Here is a 15,537-nt window from a genome sequence, read left to right as displayed (position 1 = left end):
TTCAGGTGATGAGGATGCCCCCGACCACCAGCCCGAGGATCACGAGCGTGGTGCCGAGGAAGATGACGACGTGTCGCCAGCCGATGGTGAGGATGGCGGTGATCGAGGTGCCGAGCCCGAGCGCCGCGATGGCGATGAGCAGGCCGGCATTGGAGACGGAGACGAGCCAACCCTTGACCAGGGCGTAGGAGCCCGCGAGCGACGGGATACCCGGCAGGATCGAGTTCACCACCACCAGCGCCAGGAAGACGAGGGCAAAGACCGGCACGGGCACGCGGGCCTCTTGCGCCTGTTCGCCCTGGCGCAGGAACCACCAGCCGATCGCCAGCACCACCGGCAGCAGCAGGAAGACGCGGAAGAGTTTCACCACGACGGCGGTGTTGCCGACCGGCTCGGAGACGGCGTAGCCCGCGCCCACCACCTGCGCCATGTCGTGGATGGTGGCGCCCAGCAGGATGCCGGTCTTGGTGGCGTCGAAGCCGAGGAGCACCGCGAGCGGCGGATAGGCAAGCATCACAAGGGTCGAGAGCGCATTGGCGGCGACCACCGTAAAGGCGGTGTCGGCGGCCTTCTGCGGATAGTTCGGCAGGACGGTGGTGGTGGCGAGCGCCGCGGAGGCGCCGCAGACCGCCGTCGAGGCGCCGGCGAGGGCGCCATAGCCATCCGCCACGCCGAAGCGACGGGCGAGCCAGATGCCCGCAGCAATCGTCGCGGCCATGGAGCCGCCGACGACGACCAGCGTGCCGAGCCCGAGACCGAGGATGTCGCCAAAGGCGATGCGAAGCCCCAGCAGGCCGATGGCCCAGCGCAGCAGCTTCTTCACCGCGAAGGTGAGGCCGGGTTCGAAGAGCGGGCGCGCGGCGAGGCCGTGCAGCATGATGCCGATGATGAGGGCGATGACCATGCCGGGGAGGGCGATGCGTCCCCCCGTCGCCTGCTTCAGGGCCGGTTCGGCGAAGACCGCCGCCACGGCGACGGCGCAGGCGAGGGCCATGCCCGGCATGAGCGGACGCGCGGTCGCCGTCGCGGACAGGGTCATGGGGAAGGCTCCGTCGCCTGCTGGAACACCACGAGCCTCCCGTGAGCCACCTCACGGATCTCCCGCAGCTGGAATCCCAGATCGACCAGAATGCGCTGCGAGACAAGATTGTTGTCGCGCGTCACCGCCATGACAGCATGAATGTTCTGCTCTTGCGCAAATTCGAGGATGGATTTTGCGGCTTCCTTGGTGAAGCCAGCGCCCCGCTGCTCCGGCATCACCGCATAGCGCATGGCCACACCGATCCCCGCATCATGGTCCCAGAGCCCCGCGATGCCGACGAAGGCGCCCGAGTCGCGCCGTCTCAGGACGAAGACACCCCAGCCCTCGCGCGCCCAGGTCTCGCGGTAATCGTCGAGTTGGGCCCGCGTCTGCTCATGCGTCAGCACCCCGTGCTTCAGCTTGCCGCCGACTTCCGGATGCGCGGTGAGGGCGCAGAGGTCGGCGAAATCGCTTTCGCCGACCGGCGTCAGGATGAGGCGCGCTGTGAGACGCGCGCTCACGCCGAGCGGTAGAGCTTGGTCATCGAGAATTCGCGATGGCCGAGGGCTTCCGAGGCGGTGAGGCGGCCATTGGCGGTGCGAACGATGCTCTCGATCAGCGCGTCGCCCGCCTGCGGGATGGTCATGGTCCGCATGAGGATGCCGGAGACATCGAGGTCGATGTGCTCGGGCATGGTGCGGATGGTCTTCGGATTGCCGGAGATCTTGATGACCGGGACGATCGGGTTGCCGATGACATTGCCCTGGCCGGTCGGGAACGTGTGGATCACATAGCCGCCGGCCGCCATCAGCGTCACGCATTCCGCCGCCGCCGAGGACGTGTCCATGAAGTAGAGGCCCGGGCCCTTGGCCGGCGCCTCGGCCGGCTCGAGGATGTCGATGTAGCGGCACTCGCGGCCAATCTTCTCGAGGTTGCCGAGCGCCTTCTCCTCGATGGTCGTCAGGCCGCCGGCAATGTTGCCCTTGGTCGGCTGCGAGTCCGAGAGGTCGTTGGTCTTGTGGGCCTCGATGACATCGTCCTGATAGGCCTTCCACATCTTGTACCAGCGCTCGCCGACCGCCTTGGTCGCCGCGCGCTCCTTGCACAGATGCTCGGCGCCGGTGATCTCCGAGGTCTCGCCGAAGACACCGTAGATGCCGCGCGGGATCAGCTTGTCATACATGGCGCCGACGGTGGGGCAGGAGGACAGGCCCGTGGTCGTGTCGCTCTCGCCGCACTTGGTGGAAACCCAGAGGTCGGTGATCGGGCACTTCTCGCGCGGGAGTTCGCTCGCCCACTGCATGAATTCCTTGGCCACGTAGCTCGCCTTGGCGATGGTGGCGATGTCGCCGTGGCCCTCGATGCCGAAGCCGACCACCGGCTTGCCGGTCTTGGCGATGCCATCGACGATGATCTTCGTCCACTGATCCTCGATGCCGATGACCACGACGGCCGCGACATTGGGGTTCGAGCCCGTGCCGATCAGCGTGCGGAAGTGCAGGTCAAGATCGGCGCCGAACTGCAGGCGGCCATAGGCGTGGGGGATCGCCAGCGTCCCCTTGACGTTGTTCGCCACCGCCTCGGAAGCGGCGTTCGACAGGTCGTCGAGGGGCAGGATCAGCACGTGGTTGCGCACGCCGACGCGGCCGTTTTCGCGCCGCCAGCCCCAGATCGTGTCGAGTGCGCGGCCCGTCGGGCGCTTCACCACCGGCGCCTTGAAGGGCTCGGCCTCGATCTTGCGACCCTTCACGTTCTTCAGCTTGCGCTCGACCAGCGCGAAATTGGCGACCATCAGCGACATGGCGGTTTCCTCGTTATGCGTTCTGTGTGCGGCGGGGGAGGCCGTTTGCCTCCGCGCCAGGCCTCACCAGCGCTTGGTCTTGATGTTGTGGACGTGGGCGTGTTCGCCCTTCTTGATGTCGGCCTTGGCGATGCCGATGTCCTGGCCGTATTTCCAGATCGTCTCGCCCTTTTTGATGTCCTTCAGTGCCACCTTGTGGCCGATCGGGATGTCCTGCTTCGCCGCGATCCGGAAGTCTGAATTGTCGTGGGTGACGACCGCCAGCATGTCGGTGCCGGCCTTCAGGCCCTCCACCACCACGACGCCGACCGTGTCCTTCTTCTCGTGGACCAAGAGATGCGGGGCCCCCATGGGCGTTTCCTCCGTAGGCTTATTAGTCTTGTATAAGACATAAGACCTGCTAGGCTGTCAATCGTCGGCGGAGAGGGTTGCGGTGGCCATCACAGGCAAGGCGGATCCTGGGCGTGTCATCGGCTTCCTGCCGCTCTACCGGCAGGTGAAGGAGCGGCTCGTGCGCCGCATCGCCGACGGCGAATGGCAGGCCGGCCGCGCCATCCCCTCCGAGATGCAGATCGCCGCCGAACTCGGCGTCAGCCAGGGAACGGTGCGCAAGGCGCTCGACGAGATGACGGCCGAGCGCCTCCTCGTCCGCCGCCAGGGCGTCGGTACCTTCGTCGCCAGCCACGACGAGGACCGCATCCTCTTCCAGTTCTTCAAGCTGTCGCGCGACGACGGACGCCGCGTCTTTCCCGACAGCACCGTGCTGTCGGTGGGTGAAGAGCGGTGCGACGCTGACGCCGCACTGCGGCTCGGCCTCAGGCGCGGCACGCGCGTCGTGCGCATCCACCGCCTGCGCTCGCTTGGTGGCGACATCGCGGTCAGCGAGAGCATCATCGTGCCGTCAGCCCGCTTCGCTGGCCTCGCTGCCTGCGATCCTGTCCCGAACAATCTCTACGGCCTCTATGCCGAGCGCTACGGCGTGACCATCGCCCGCGCCAGCGAGAGCCTCAAGGCGGTGCCGTGTCCGCCCGCCGACGCCCCCCATCTCGGCCTTGCCGCCGGATCGCCCGTTCTCGCCATCGACCGCCTTGCCCTCGATCTTGACGGGCAGAGGGTGGAATGGCGTGTGTCCCTCTGCAGGACAGATCAATTCCACTACACTTCGGATCTCAAATGAAATGGCGCCGGCTCGACGGACCGGACGCTGAACAACGACAATACCGTCACCCCCAAGGAGGAAACCGATGCTCGGACGTCTTGCCAGCGCCGCCGCGATCGTCATGGGCCTGTCCATGCCGACCATGGCCCAGACCTTCCCCGACCGCCCCATCACGCTGATCGTCCCCTTTGCCGCTGGCGGCCCGTCCGACGTTCTCGGACGCCTCATCGGCCAGTCCATGTCGGCGACGCTTGGCCAGAGCGTCCTGATCGAGAATGTCGGCGGCGCGGGTGGCACAACCGGTGCCGCGCGAACGGCACGGGCGGCCGCGGATGGCTACACCCTGCTCATCCACCACCTCGCGCTCGCGGCCGGCGCGACGCTCTACCGGAACCTGACCTACGACACGCTCCGGGACTTCGAGCCGATCGGCCTCATCAACCAGGGGCCCTTCGTCATCGTCTCCAAGACCGGCCTCGAGACCAGGACGATCGCCGAGTTCCTCGACCACGTGAAGAAGACCGGAAAGGGCATCAGCTTCGGGACGGCCGGCGTCGGCTCTGGCTCTCACCTCTGCAACATGATGCTGCAGGCCCAGCTCAAGGTGCAGTTCAACGAGATCCCTTATCGCGGCACGGGCCCGGCCATGAACGACCTCGTTGCCGGCCAGCTCGACGCGCTTTGCGACCAGACAACGAACTCCATCCCGCAGATCCAGGGGGGGCGCATCCGGGCCTATGCGGTAACGGCGTTGCAGCGGGTCGAGCAATTGCCGACCCTGCCGACCCTGCATGAGGCGGGCCTGCCGAATTTCGAGGTCACCGTCTGGCATGCGCTCTATGCGCCGCGCGGCACGCCGGCACCCGTCGTCCAGAGGCTCTCCGCGGCGTTGGAGACTGCCTTGAAGGACCCGACGGTCCTCGCCCGCTTCGCCGATCTCGGCACCACCGCCTATCCGGCCGGCCAGCGCGGGCCGGCGGAGGCGCGCGCCAAGCTGGAGAGCGAGGTCGCGAAGTGGCGCCAGGTCATCGCCGAGTCCGGCTTCACGCCGACCAACTGATGGGGCGATAGTTCCGTCCTGCCACCCCGGCGGGTGACAGGGCGGCCATTCCCGCCACCATCTTGACCCCGTCGCCTGCGATGGGCGACATCGGGGCTCAAGGTCTTGAGGGCCCCGATGTCCGATCCCCGCCTCGCGCCGCGCGCCCTGGTGCCGCTGCTCGTCGTCCTCGCCGCGATCGGCCCCATGGCCCTCAACCTGCCGCTGCCGGCGGTGCCGGGTCTTGCCCTGTATTTCGACACCGATCCCGGCACGATCCAGCTCACCATCACGCTCTATCTCGCCGGCATGGCGGTGGCGCAGCTCTTTCTCGGCCCTCTGTCGGACCGCTATGGCCGCCGCCCGGTCATTCTCGGCGCGCTGGCCGTCACAGCGGTGATGAGCCTCTTCGCGGCGCTTGCCGCCAGCGCCGCCATGCTCATCCTGGCGCGCGTCCTCCAGAGCTTTGGCGCCTCTGCCGGCCAGGTCATCGGCCGCGCCATCATCCGCGACGTCTTCGACAAGGACCGCGCCGCCTCGATGATCGGCTGGGTCACCATGGCCATGGTCGTCGCCCCGATGGTCTCGCCCTCCATCGGCGGCTTGATGACCGAGACGATCGGCTGGCGCTGGGTCTTCGCCGCGACCGCCGTCATCGCCGGCGTGACGCTAGTGCTCGCCGCCATCCGGCTGCCCGAGACGCGGGCGGTGGTCTCCTCGCCGACCGTCGGCCAGCTCCTGCGCGATGCCCGGGACCTCGTCCGCAACCGGATGTTTCTCGGCTACCTGCTGATCGGCGCACTCTCGTCCATGACCTTCTTCTCCTTCGTCGGCGGTGCTCCCCACGCCTCGGTGACGCTGATGGGCCAGAGCTCGACGGTCTATGGCCTGTGGTTCATGGTCAATGCCTGCGGCTACATGCTCGGCAACGCCGTCTGCGGCCGCTATGCCGCCCGCTTCGGTGCGGACCGGCTGATCCGCTGGGGCAGCGTGATGATGCTGGTCATGACCCTCGTCCAGTTCGCCATCGCGCTCGCCGGCTGGATGGTGCATCCGGCCTGGCTGTTCCTGCCGCAGGCCGCCATTGCCTTCGCCAACGGCCTGCAACTGCCCGGCGCCATCGCTGGCGCGGTGAGCGTCAGGCCGGAAGCGGCGGGCTCGGCCTCCGGCTTTGTCGGCTTTTCGCAGATGGGGCTCGGCGCCTTGGCGGCGCAGGCCTCCGGCACGCTGGTCGGTTCGCTGATGAGCACGGTGCCGATGGTGGCGATCAGCCTCGCGGGCGCCGTGGGCGCGCTGCTGTCGCTGGCCCTGATCCGCCGCCGCGATACCTACTGAGCGGTCAGCTCACGCCGGCATAGCGGCCGGGGCGGTGGTTCAGCCCGACGATGGTGCAGAGAACGGTGACGCCCGCGACCGAGAGCGCCACCAGCTCGAGGCTGAGAACAGCCAGCGCTGCCAGCATCACCAGGAGATCGACAGCGAGCTGGAAATAGCCGGCGCGGATGCCGTGCTTCTCCTGGAGGTAGAAGGCGAGGATGCTCACCCCGCCGAGGCTCATCCCATGGCGGAAGAGGATGAGGAGGCCGATGCCGAAGAGCCCGCCGCCGGCGATCGCCGCATAGACCGGGTTGAGATGGCCGATCTCCAGCCAGAGCGGCATGAGCTTCGAGAAGACCGAGACGAGGCAGACCGCGGCGAGCGTCTTCACCGTGAAGGACCAGCCGAGCCGCAGGAGCGCCAGCGCGAAGAAGGGCAGGTTGACCAGCAGGAACAGCGCCGAAAAGTCGACAGGCGTCGCATAGCTGAGGAGAAGGGCGATGCCCACCGTGCTGCCCGTCAGCAGCGAGGCCTTGGCGTAGAAGGCGATGCCGAGCGAGACGAAGAGCGTGCCGAGGACAAGGGCCATGGCGTCTTCGTGGAGACGGTGCCTGACGCCGACATCGGCAAGCGGCTTGGTCTGTGACGCGGGCGCATCATCGGCCATCGACGTCTGCTTCGACATGGGCGACTCCGTTGCTGCATCGCACAATAGCAAATGTTGCAGCGCGTGGTTGCGCCTCAGTTCTGGGCAGGCCTGCAAATTTGGCAGGGCGTCAGGGATCGGAGGGATCCACCGCCTGCAACAGCACGAACCATGGCGCCGCCTCCGGTCGGCACAGCGTGCCGGTCCGGCCGCCGGCCTCGCAGGACGGGCCGGGGCGGGCCCTCCCCAGCGCGCCACGGCGGTCAGTGCGCAACTCGCGCTTCGCCACGGATTGCAGCACATTGCCGCCAATGATGCTGGCCGTGCCGCGTCGGCCGTCGCGGGCGACGACGATGTCGCAGTGCAGGTTCCACACGGGCCGCTCGCCGCGGGCGAGCGCCGGGACAAGATCGGCATAGCCGCCGCCGATCGGAAGCGCGCCCGCCTCGTGCCTGTGCAGGCACAGGAGGTCACCGGGGCGCATTGCTGTGCGGCGGGGATCGCAGGCGCGGTAGAAGCTCGTCGCCGGCCGGCCGTCGGCCTCCTCCTCGCTCCGCCGTGCTGCTTCCGCGACATAGTCGAGATGGGCGATGGCCGCGGCGAAGCGCGTGCGCGGCACGCCCGCGGACAGGAGCACATGGGAGACGAAGGCGGCAGACCAGGGAATGTCCACAGCCGCCGCGCGCAGCGCAGACTGGAGCAGCGCCTCGCGTTCGGTCTCCGGCATGGTGGCTCCGCGCAGGCGGGCGAGCGCATCGGCGAGCGGAACGAGGTCGCCTGATCCGCCCACGGATGCGTCATCTAGCGCCCGCGGCACCCGGCGCAGCTGCAGCGGACCTTCGTCCAAAGGACCGAGGCTCTGCCAGTAACGCATGACCTGCCGCCAGGGCACGCCGCGGCCCGCCGCCTCGTCGCGCGCGACATCCGCCTCGACCGCGCCGAAGCGGATGAAGACGCCGTCGCGGCCGATCACGTGGCCGCCGAAGGTCTCGTGCTCGCGCACCGCCGCAGCGGCGATGGCGAGGGCTGTAGGGGAGGGCGCCGTCGCGCCGGTGGCGCGACAGAGGCGGTCGAGCACGCGCGACCCGGCCCACGGTCCGCCCGCGGCGAAAGCCGGTCCGATCCCGGCCCCCAAGGCGAAGGCGAGGGCCACCAGAAACCTCTTGGGAGGGCACCGGCGTTTCGTCTGCGACAACACCGTCCAACTCATGGCGCGGAGAGAAGCAGGTTTCGGCGACGATGACGAGATCGTCATGCGATCGGGCCGGTATCGTGGAATCCGATCAGGTCCCCGGGCATTGTCGCGCCGACCGACCGATTGCCGATCAGCTGACCGCCCGACGCTGTGAGGCACCCGATTGTCGCGACCCATGGCAAGGACCTGCGTACTGGCCGTTGGTGATGGATGTCGCGCCCGCTCCGCGCGCTGCCGCACACCTTGTTGAAGCGCAACCTGACGACGAATGTCGTCGTGGTCGGCGCTGGCATCTCCGGTGCGCTGGTGGCCGACCTCCTGACGGAGGCGGCCTCCTCGGTGTCCGAGGTCAACCGGTCGGGAGACGCCGCGGTTCCGTCAGGATGGCGTCCAGCCGTCCTGCTTCAGCACCTCGCCGGCGAGGTAGAGACTGCCGGTGAGCAGCACCCGCGGCGGCAGGGCGCCCGGTTCGGTCTTGACCGCGGCCAGCGCCGCGTCGAGGCTCGGCATGGCCCGCGCGTCGAGCCCGATGTCGCGCGCCGCAACGGCGAGGGCATCGGCTGACAGTGCCGCCGGATAAGCGAAGGGCACGGCGAGGAGCTTCGGCGCGAAGGGGCGGAAGAAGTTCAGGAAGCCGCGCGGATCCTTGGTCGAGATCATGCCGGCGATCATCACCAGCGGCCGCGGTTGGCGCGCCTGCATGGCGGCGATGGCGGCCGACAGGACCTCGCCGCCGCCGGGATTGTGCCCGCCATCGAGCCAGACCTCTGCGCCCGTTGGCAGGGCCTGGGCCACCGCGCCAGTGAGGCGCTGGAGGCGGGCCGGCCAGGTCACAGTCTGCAGGCCGCGGGCGATGGCGGCCTCGTCGAGCGCGAAGCCAGCGGTTTTCACTGCCGCGATGGCCGTGCCGGCATTCTCCGCCTGGTGTGCGCCGGGCAGGCGCGGCGGGGGGGCATCCACCAGCCCATCGTCGTCCTGATAGACAAAGCGGCCGTTCTCCAGCCGCGCGAACCAGTCGAGGCCCGAGACAGAGAGGCGTGAGCGGGCAGCATCCGCCGCCGCCTCGATCACCGCCATGGCCTCAGGCTCCTGCCGGGCGATGACCGCCGGCCGGCCGCGCTTGAGGATGCCGGCCTTCTCACCGGCGATCTTGCCGATCGTGTCGCCGAGGAATTCCGCATGGTCGATCGAGACGGGGGTGATGACGCTCACCGCCGGTCTCGGCACGACATTGGTGGCGTCGAACCGGCCCCCCATCCCGACCTCGAGGATCACCGCATCGGCGGGGTGGCGGGCGAAGAGCATCAGGCCGGCGATCGTGGTGATCTCGAACTGGGTGATCGCCTCGCCCGCATTCACCCGCTCCACCTCGAGCAGGATGTCGGCGAGGGTTTCGTCATCGACAAGCTTGCCGCCGCCGGGCGCGCCGAGGCGGAAGCGCTCGTTGAACTTCACGAGGTGCGGCGAGGTGTAGACATGCACCGTCCGCCCCGAGGCTTCCAGGAGGGCGCGCGCAAAGGCCGAGGTGGATCCCTTGCCGTTGGTGCCGGCGACATGGATCACCGGTGGCAACGCGAGATGCGGGTCACCGAGCCGGGCGAGAGCCCCGGTCATCCGGTCGAGCGACAGGTCGATCAGCTTCGGGTGAAGCTTGGCGAGCCGGTCGAGAATCTCGGCGATGGGGGGAGCGAGAACCGTCATGGCCGTTCGACAGCGACGAGGGCGCACGTCGCGGCGCACCCCCATGAAGGACAGGAAAGGGTCAGGACGCCACGGCGACCGGAGCGGGGACCTCGGCCGGAGCCGGTGCGGGCGCCTTGGTGAGGACGCGGCAGAGGCGGGCCAGCGTCGCGCGCAGGTCGTGGCGATGGACGACGAGGTCCACCATGCCGTGGTCCTTCAGGTACTCGGCGCGCTGGAAGCCTTCGGGCAGCTTCTCGCGGATGGTCTGCTCGATGACGCGCGGGCCGGCAAAGCCGATGAGCGCGCCCGGTTCGGCAAGGTGCACGTCGCCCAGCATGGCATAGCTCGCGGTGACGCCGCCGGTCGTCGGGTTGGTGAGTACGACGATATAGGGCAGCTGCGCATCGCGCAGCGCCTGCACGGCGACCGTCGTGCGCGGCATCTGCATGAGCGACAGGATGCCCTCCTGCATGCGCGCACCGCCCGAGGCCGTGAAGATGATGAAGGGCGTCTTCTTCTCGACCGCCGTCATCATGCCGCGGATGATGGCCTCGCCCGCCGCGGTGCCGAGCGAGCCTGCCATGAAGTCCATGTCCTGCACGGCGACGGTGACCGGCAGGCCTTCGAGCTTGCCGTAGCCGACCTTGATCGCGTCGGCGAGGCCGGTCTTGGCCTTGGCGTCCTTCAGCCGGTCGACATAGCGCTTCTCGTCGCGGAATTTCAGCGGATCGACTGGCGCCTCAGGCAGCTGCACGTCGAACCAGGTGCCGTTGTCGAAGATTGACTTCAGCCGTGCCGTCGAGCCCATGCGCATGTGCACGCCCGAGCCGGGGATGACGAAGAGATTGCTCTCCAGGTCCTTGTGGAAGACCATTTGCCCGGTCTCCGGGCATTTGATCCACAGGTTCTCCGGCGTGTCGCGCTTCAGGAAGGAGCGAATGCGCGGCGGCAGGACGTCGGTGATCCAGTTCATGGGGCCTCGTGGCGAAAGATGAGGGCGCTCAGGCGCCGGCGCGTTCCAGACGGGTGAGGCGCGCCTCAAGCTGTTCGAGCTGAACCTCGAAACTGGCGAAAGTGCGTTCGATCATGCTGCGATGGCCGATGAAAGAGCGCATGAACTTGACGGCGTTGGCGTCGAGCTTGTCCAAGCGGGTCTCGATCGCTTCGAACCGCTTGTCGAACTTCGCATCCAGCTCGTTGAAGCGGGCGGGCATATCCGCCCGCAGCTCACGCAGATGCGCCAGGATCAGGTTCTCGGGCTCGCTCATGACCAAGCCTCCTCGCGGCCAATATAGCCAATCACGAGGCGCTGCGCATCACTCCGCGGCCTTGCGGGCATGGCGGACGCCCGCGGCGATGGATGCGACGAGATCGGTCACGGCGGAGACCGAACGGGCCGTTGCCTTGCCCTCGCCGTCGAGCGACCCCTTCAGCGCCTCGACAAGCGCCGAACCGACGACCACCGCATCGGCGCCGCGCGCCACGGCGCTCGCATGCTCGGCATTCTTCACGCCGAAGCCGACGGCAACTGGCAGCGCCGTGTGCCGCTTGATGCGGGCGACCGCCTCGGCGGTCTTGCCGAAATCCGGAGTCGCGGCGCCGGTGATGCCGGTAATCGAGACGTAGTAGACGAAGCCCGAGGTGTTGCCGAGCACGGTCGGCAGACGCTTGTCGTCGGTGGTCGGCGTCGCCAGGCGAATGAAGTTGAGGCCCGCCTTCAGCGCGGGGATGCAGAGCTCGGCATCCTCTTCCGGCGGCAGGTCGACGACGATGAGGCCGTCGATGCCGGCGGCCTTGGCGTCGATCAGAAAGCGGTCGACGCCATAGATGTAGATCGGGTTGTAGTAGCCCATCAGCACGATGGGGGTCGCCGGGTCATCCTTGCGGAACCAGGCAATGTCCTCGAGCGTCTTCGCCAGCGTCTGACCGCCACCGAGCGCCCTGAGGCCCGCCGCCTGGATCGACGGCCCATCGGCCATCGGATCGGTGAAGGGCATGCCGAACTCGATGACATCGGCGCCGGCGGCCGGCAGACCCTTGAGGATGGCGCGGGCGGTCTCGCGGTCGGGATCGCCGGCCATGACATAGGTCACGAGGCCGGCGCGGCCTTCCTGCGCGAGGGCGGCGAAGCGGGTGTCGAGGCGGGTGGTCAAAGCTTGGTCCCCAGGATTTCGGCCACCTGCGGCACGTCCTTGTCGCCGCGGCCCGAGAGGTTCATCACCATCAGGTGGTCCTTCGGCAGCTTCGGCGCGAGTTCGGCGATCTTGGCGATGGCATGGGCGCATTCCAGCGCCGGGATGATGCCCTCGACCTTCGACAGGAGCTGGAAGCCTTCCAGCGCCTCGTCGTCGGTGGCCGAGAGATAGGTGACGCGGCCGATATCGTTGAGCCAGGCGTGCTCCGGGCCGATGCCGGGATAGTCGAGGCCGGCCGAGATCGAGTGGCCCTCCTGGATCTGCCCGTCGGCATCCATCAGCAGATAGGTGCGGTTGCCATGGAGGACACCCGGCCTGCCGCCGGAGATCGAGGCGGCGTGCAGCTTGTCGAGGCCGTGGCCGGCCGCCTCGACGCCGTACATGGCGACCGAGGGGTCGTCGAGGAACGGGTGGAACAGGCCGATGGCGTTGGAGCCGCCGCCGACGCAGGCGATGAGGCTGTCGGGCAGGCGGCCTTCCTGGGCCTGGAGCTGCTCGCGCGTCTCGTTGCCGATGATCGACTGGAAGTCACGGACCATCGACGGATAGGGGTGCGGGCCGGCGACCGTCCCGATGCAGTAGAAGGTCGTCTCGACATTGGTGACCCAGTCGCGGAGCGCCTCGTTCATGGCGTCCTTGAGGGTCTTGGCGCCGGACTGGACGGGCACCACGGTGGCGCCGAGCATCTTCATGCGGAAGACGTTGGGGGCCTGCCGGGCGACGTCGACCGCGCCCATATAGACGATGCATTCGAGTCCGAAGCGGGCGCAGAGAGTCGCGGTGGCGACGCCGTGCTGGCCGGCGCCGGTCTCGGCGATGATGCGCTTCTTGCCCATGCGGCGGGCCAGCAGGATCTGGCCGAGGACGTTGTTCACCTTGTGGGAGCCGGTGTGGTTCAGCTCCTCGCGCTTCAGGTAGATCTTCGCGCCACCGAGATGCTCGGTCAGCCGCTCGGCGAAATAGAGCGGGCTCGGACGGCCGATGAAATGCGTCTGGTGGTTCGCCATGTCGGCGAGATAGGCAGGATCGTTACGGGCCTCGTTATAGGCCTTCTCGAGTTCCAGGATGTTCGGCATCAGCGTCTCGGCGACGAAACGGCCGCCATAGATACCGAAACGGCCGTTTTCGTCCGGACCCGACCGGAAGGAATTGGGCTTCACCGGCGCGTTCATCACCATACTCCCTCGGCCTCGGTCAGGCGGGCGGCCTCGACGAAGGCCCTGATCTTGTCCGGGTCCTTGCGGCCCGGAGAACTTTCCACACCCGACGATACGTCCACGCCGTGCAATCGGGTCAGCCGGATCGCCTCCGCCACATTGCCGGGATGGAGGCCACCGGAAAGCATGACGGGACGGCCGGGGTCAAGGCCGGCGACGAGACGCCAGTCGAAGGTGAGCCCGTTGCCGCCGGGAAGCCCGTCCGGCGTCTTCGGCGGCTTGGCATCGACGAGCAGCATGTCGCTGACCGCCGCATAGGCCGGCACCTGCGCCAGATCCTCCGCCGCGCCGACACCGATCGCCTTCATGACGCGCACGGCGAAGCGCTGGCGGATGTCGGCGACGCGCTCCGGCGTCTCGGCGCCGTGGAGCTGGATGAGGTCGGGCTTCAGGTTCGCCATGATCGCGGCGACAAAATCGTCGTCAGGGTCGACCGCCAGCGCGACGACGCCCGCCCGGCCGCAGGTGCGCCCCGACAGGGCACAGGCGGTGGCCAGCGAGACGTTGCGCGGGCTCTTGGGGAAGAAGACCACGCCGATCATGTCGGCGCCCGCGCCGATGGCGGCGTCGACGTCGCGCATGGTCTTCAGGCCGCAGATCTTCACCAGGAGGGGCATGGCCCGTCTCTAGTCCCTTCGGCCGGCGAAGGATACTCCCCGTGACATCCGCTCAAACGGGAAGCGATCGCCAGACAAGGATGGCCGCCGCGAGGTCCTCGATCGCCGTGCCGACCGACTTGAACAGCGTGATCTCGTCGCGGCTCGCACGGCCGGCATGGCGGCCACGGCACAGGTCGAACAGGTCGGCGCGCACGTCCTCGGTGCGAATGATGCCGCGGCGGATGGGATCGACGATGTCGCCGGCCTCCTTCAGGCCGCCCGTGCGGGTGTCGACGAAGAGGCTGGAGCGCGTCACCGCCGCATCATCGGCCTCCCGCATGGCCGGCGTGTAGCCGCCAACGAGGTCGAGATGCGCGCCGCGCTTGAGCCAGGCGCCGGAAACCAGCGGTTCGGCGGAAATGGTGGCGCAGCTGACGATGTCGGCTTCCTCCACCGCCGCCTGCAGGTCGGTGGCGACCGTGATGGAGACGCCGGGCACCGTGCGACCCAGCCCGTCCGCGAGGGCCGCGGCCTTCTCACGCGAGCGGTTCCACAGCGCGACGTTGCGGATGGGGCGCACGGCGGCATGGGCGCGAATAAGGTGAGGGGCGAGCGCCCCGGCCCCCACCATCACCATGCTGGAGGCATCCTTGCGCGACAGGAAGCGGGAGGCGAGGGCGCTAGCGCAGGCCGTACGCCACACCGTCAGCATGGTGCCGTCGAGAATGGCGAGCGGTGCGCCGGTCTCGCCGTTGCACAGAACATAGCTGCCATAGATCGAGGGAAGGCCGCGGGCACCGTTGCCAGGATAGACCGAGACGAGCTTGGTGCCGACGAAGGCGCCTTCGCCCGGCGGCGTCCAGGCCGGCATCAGCAGCAGCATGGCCTCCGGCGCGCCATCAGGCTGCGGGATCGGGTGGTGATGGCGCAGCGGCACGGTGATGTCGGAGCGAAACGCGTCGGCAAGCGCGTCCACCAGCGCGCCATGGGTCAGGGCGCCGGCGATTTCGGCGGCGGTGATGATGCGCATGGGAGGCTCAGGCCGCCGGACGGTCGAGAAAGGCGAGGGGGCCGGCAGGACGGCTGTCGCGGCGCAGGGTGTCGATCTCGCGCCGCGCCTCGGCGAGTTCCTGTTCGGCAACGCGGCAGCGCTTGCGATAGCGGCCCTGCTTCCACCACACCGCAATACCGCCGACGATCACGCCGAGGATGACCGCGAGGATCACCACCGCAAAGAGCGGCGCGGTGATCGAAAAGGCAGTGGAGTCCCGCGTAAACGGATCGACCGACAGGGTCACCGGCGTCCGGTTCGCCACCGCCACCACGATGGCGACGAGGGCGAATGGCAGGACTATCAGCCAGTTGAGGGCGCGGCGCATGTCAGGCGCCCTTGTTCAGTCGCTCGCGCATTTCCTTGCCCGTCTTGAAGAAGGGCACGACCTTGTCATCGACAGAGACATGCTCGCCGGTGCGCGGATTGCGGCCGACGCGCGCCTGGCGCGCCTTCACGGAAAAGGCGCCGAAGCCGCGCAACTCGACCCGGTCACCGCGGGCCAGAGCCGCGACGATCTCGTCGAGGATGGCGTTGACGATGTTCTCGACGTCCCGCTGATAGAGCTGCGGGTTCTGCTCGGCGATCTTCTGGACGAGTTCCGACTTGATCAT

The 15,537-nt window shown here is 68.2% G+C and carries 18 protein-coding genes; 3 read left to right on the top strand and 15 right to left on the bottom strand.

Annotated elements, in window-relative coordinates; all coding sequences use genetic code 11:
• Nucleotide 1: 1 nt before the first annotated feature.
• The 4 genes from O9344_RS02115 to O9344_RS02100 form a co-directional block, all read right to left on the bottom strand.
• A complete protein-coding gene (locus O9344_RS02115) occupies nucleotides 2-1,039 on the bottom strand; it encodes a putative sulfate exporter family transporter (protein WP_298472192.1) in 1,038 nt (345 codons plus the stop codon).
• Nucleotides 1,036-1,542 (bottom strand): GNAT family N-acetyltransferase, encoded by a 507-nt coding sequence (locus O9344_RS02110; RefSeq protein ID WP_298472190.1) that lies wholly within the window; start codon nucleotides 1,540-1,542, stop codon nucleotides 1,036-1,038. Before O9344_RS02110 ends, O9344_RS02115 begins: the two co-directional genes overlap by 4 nt.
• A complete protein-coding gene (locus O9344_RS02105) occupies nucleotides 1,539-2,822 on the bottom strand; it encodes a UxaA family hydrolase (RefSeq protein ID WP_298472188.1) in 1,284 nt (427 codons plus the stop codon). Before O9344_RS02105 ends, O9344_RS02110 begins: the two co-directional genes overlap by 4 nt.
• A gap of 63 nt (nucleotides 2,823-2,885) precedes the next feature.
• A complete protein-coding gene (locus tag O9344_RS02100; protein WP_298472186.1) occupies nucleotides 2,886-3,173 on the bottom strand; it encodes a UxaA family hydrolase in 288 nt (95 codons plus the stop codon).
• Nucleotides 3,174-3,255: 82 nt separating this feature from the next.
• Here O9344_RS02100 and O9344_RS02095 point away from each other — a divergent pair, with 82 nt between their 5' ends.
• From O9344_RS02095 to O9344_RS02085, 3 genes are all read left to right on the top strand, one after another.
• Nucleotides 3,256-3,999: a GntR family transcriptional regulator gene (locus O9344_RS02095; RefSeq protein ID WP_298472184.1), complete on the top strand. Its 744-nt coding sequence runs from the start codon at nucleotides 3,256-3,258 to the stop codon at nucleotides 3,997-3,999.
• 67 nt (nucleotides 4,000-4,066) lie between these two features.
• A complete protein-coding gene (locus O9344_RS02090; RefSeq protein WP_298472183.1) occupies nucleotides 4,067-5,041 on the top strand; it encodes a tripartite tricarboxylate transporter substrate-binding protein in 975 nt (324 codons plus the stop codon).
• 117 nt (nucleotides 5,042-5,158) lie between these two features.
• Nucleotides 5,159-6,355, top strand: coding sequence for a multidrug effflux MFS transporter (locus O9344_RS02085; RefSeq protein ID WP_298472181.1), 1,197 nt, complete (start codon nucleotides 5,159-5,161; stop codon nucleotides 6,353-6,355).
• 4 nt (nucleotides 6,356-6,359) lie between these two features.
• Here the strand turns inward: O9344_RS02085 and O9344_RS02080 are convergent, their stop codons facing one another.
• From O9344_RS02080 to O9344_RS02030, 11 genes are all read right to left on the bottom strand, one after another.
• Nucleotides 6,360-7,022 carry a YitT family protein gene (locus tag O9344_RS02080; RefSeq protein WP_298472178.1) on the bottom strand — a complete coding sequence of 221 codons (663 nt, stop codon included), beginning with the start codon at nucleotides 7,020-7,022 and terminating at the stop codon, nucleotides 6,360-6,362.
• Nucleotides 7,023-7,113: 91 nt separating this feature from the next.
• Nucleotides 7,114-8,136 carry a DUF2272 domain-containing protein gene (locus O9344_RS02075; protein WP_298472176.1) on the bottom strand — a complete coding sequence of 341 codons (1,023 nt, stop codon included), beginning with the start codon at nucleotides 8,134-8,136 and terminating at the stop codon, nucleotides 7,114-7,116.
• A 420-nt stretch (nucleotides 8,137-8,556) separates the two neighbouring features.
• Complete coding sequence (locus O9344_RS02070; RefSeq protein WP_298472174.1) at nucleotides 8,557-9,879, bottom strand: folylpolyglutamate synthase/dihydrofolate synthase family protein; 1,323 nt, start codon at nucleotides 9,877-9,879, stop codon at nucleotides 8,557-8,559.
• A 61-nt stretch (nucleotides 9,880-9,940) separates the two neighbouring features.
• Nucleotides 9,941-10,834, bottom strand: a complete 894-nt coding sequence (accD, locus tag O9344_RS02065) for an acetyl-CoA carboxylase, carboxyltransferase subunit beta (protein ID WP_298472172.1) — start codon at nucleotides 10,832-10,834, stop codon at nucleotides 9,941-9,943.
• Between the two features lie 28 nt (nucleotides 10,835-10,862).
• On the bottom strand, nucleotides 10,863-11,129 hold the full coding sequence (locus O9344_RS02060; protein ID WP_298472170.1) for a hypothetical protein: 267 nt from the start codon (nucleotides 11,127-11,129) through the stop codon (nucleotides 10,863-10,865).
• Between the two features lie 48 nt (nucleotides 11,130-11,177).
• Nucleotides 11,178-12,014, bottom strand: a complete 837-nt coding sequence (trpA, locus tag O9344_RS02055) for a tryptophan synthase subunit alpha (protein ID WP_298472167.1) — start codon at nucleotides 12,012-12,014, stop codon at nucleotides 11,178-11,180.
• Nucleotides 12,011-13,228 carry a tryptophan synthase subunit beta gene (trpB, locus tag O9344_RS02050; RefSeq protein ID WP_298472165.1) on the bottom strand — a complete coding sequence of 406 codons (1,218 nt, stop codon included), beginning with the start codon at nucleotides 13,226-13,228 and terminating at the stop codon, nucleotides 12,011-12,013. The genes trpA and trpB overlap by 4 nt, the downstream gene beginning before the upstream one ends.
• On the bottom strand, nucleotides 13,228-13,890 hold the full coding sequence (locus O9344_RS02045; protein ID WP_298472163.1) for a phosphoribosylanthranilate isomerase: 663 nt from the start codon (nucleotides 13,888-13,890) through the stop codon (nucleotides 13,228-13,230). The genes trpB and O9344_RS02045 overlap by 1 nt, the downstream gene beginning before the upstream one ends.
• A gap of 52 nt (nucleotides 13,891-13,942) precedes the next feature.
• Nucleotides 13,943-14,902, bottom strand: a complete 960-nt coding sequence (locus tag O9344_RS02040; protein WP_298472161.1) for an ornithine cyclodeaminase family protein — start codon at nucleotides 14,900-14,902, stop codon at nucleotides 13,943-13,945.
• 7 nt (nucleotides 14,903-14,909) lie between these two features.
• Nucleotides 14,910-15,251, bottom strand: coding sequence for a LapA family protein (locus O9344_RS02035; protein ID WP_298472159.1), 342 nt, complete (start codon nucleotides 15,249-15,251; stop codon nucleotides 14,910-14,912).
• 1 nt (nucleotide 15,252) lies between these two features.
• Nucleotides 15,253-15,537 carry an integration host factor subunit beta gene (locus O9344_RS02030; RefSeq protein ID WP_108173930.1) on the bottom strand — a complete coding sequence of 95 codons (285 nt, stop codon included), beginning with the start codon at nucleotides 15,535-15,537 and terminating at the stop codon, nucleotides 15,253-15,255.

The sequence above is a fragment of the Phreatobacter sp. genome (assembly GCF_027532945.1).
Lineage (GTDB): Bacteria > Pseudomonadota > Alphaproteobacteria > Rhizobiales > Phreatobacteraceae > Phreatobacter.
Note: the sequence above shows the minus strand (reverse complement) of the source record. Positions and strands in the feature narration are given on the sequence as shown.

Coding starts and splice junctions, on each gene's coding strand:
- O9344_RS02115 (WP_298472192.1), bottom strand. CDS start 1,039: ATGACCCTGTCCGCGACGGCGACCGCGCGTCCGCTCATGCCGGGCATG.
- O9344_RS02105 (WP_298472188.1), bottom strand. CDS start 2,822: ATGTCGCTGATGGTCGCCAATTTCGCGCTGGTCGAGCGCAAGCTGAAG.
- O9344_RS02100 (WP_298472186.1), bottom strand. CDS start 3,173: ATGGGGGCCCCGCATCTCTTGGTCCACGAGAAGAAGGACACGGTCGGC.
- O9344_RS02090 (WP_298472183.1), top strand. CDS start 4,067: ATGCTCGGACGTCTTGCCAGCGCCGCCGCGATCGTCATGGGCCTGTCC.
- O9344_RS02085 (WP_298472181.1), top strand. CDS start 5,159: ATGTCCGATCCCCGCCTCGCGCCGCGCGCCCTGGTGCCGCTGCTCGTC.
- O9344_RS02080 (WP_298472178.1), bottom strand. CDS start 7,022: ATGTCGAAGCAGACGTCGATGGCCGATGATGCGCCCGCGTCACAGACC.
- O9344_RS02070 (WP_298472174.1), bottom strand. CDS start 9,879: ATGACGGTTCTCGCTCCCCCCATCGCCGAGATTCTCGACCGGCTCGCC.
- accD (WP_298472172.1), bottom strand. CDS start 10,834: ATGAACTGGATCACCGACGTCCTGCCGCCGCGCATTCGCTCCTTCCTG.
- O9344_RS02060 (WP_298472170.1), bottom strand. CDS start 11,129: ATGAGCGAGCCCGAGAACCTGATCCTGGCGCATCTGCGTGAGCTGCGG.
- trpB (WP_298472165.1), bottom strand. CDS start 13,228: ATGAACGCGCCGGTGAAGCCCAATTCCTTCCGGTCGGGTCCGGACGAA.
- O9344_RS02045 (WP_298472163.1), bottom strand. CDS start 13,890: ATGCCCCTCCTGGTGAAGATCTGCGGCCTGAAGACCATGCGCGACGTC.
- O9344_RS02040 (WP_298472161.1), bottom strand. CDS start 14,902: ATGCGCATCATCACCGCCGCCGAAATCGCCGGCGCCCTGACCCATGGC.
- O9344_RS02035 (WP_298472159.1), bottom strand. CDS start 15,251: ATGCGCCGCGCCCTCAACTGGCTGATAGTCCTGCCATTCGCCCTCGTC.
- O9344_RS02030 (WP_108173930.1), bottom strand. CDS start 15,537: ATGATCAAGTCGGAACTCGTCCAGAAGATCGCCGAGCAGAACCCGCAG.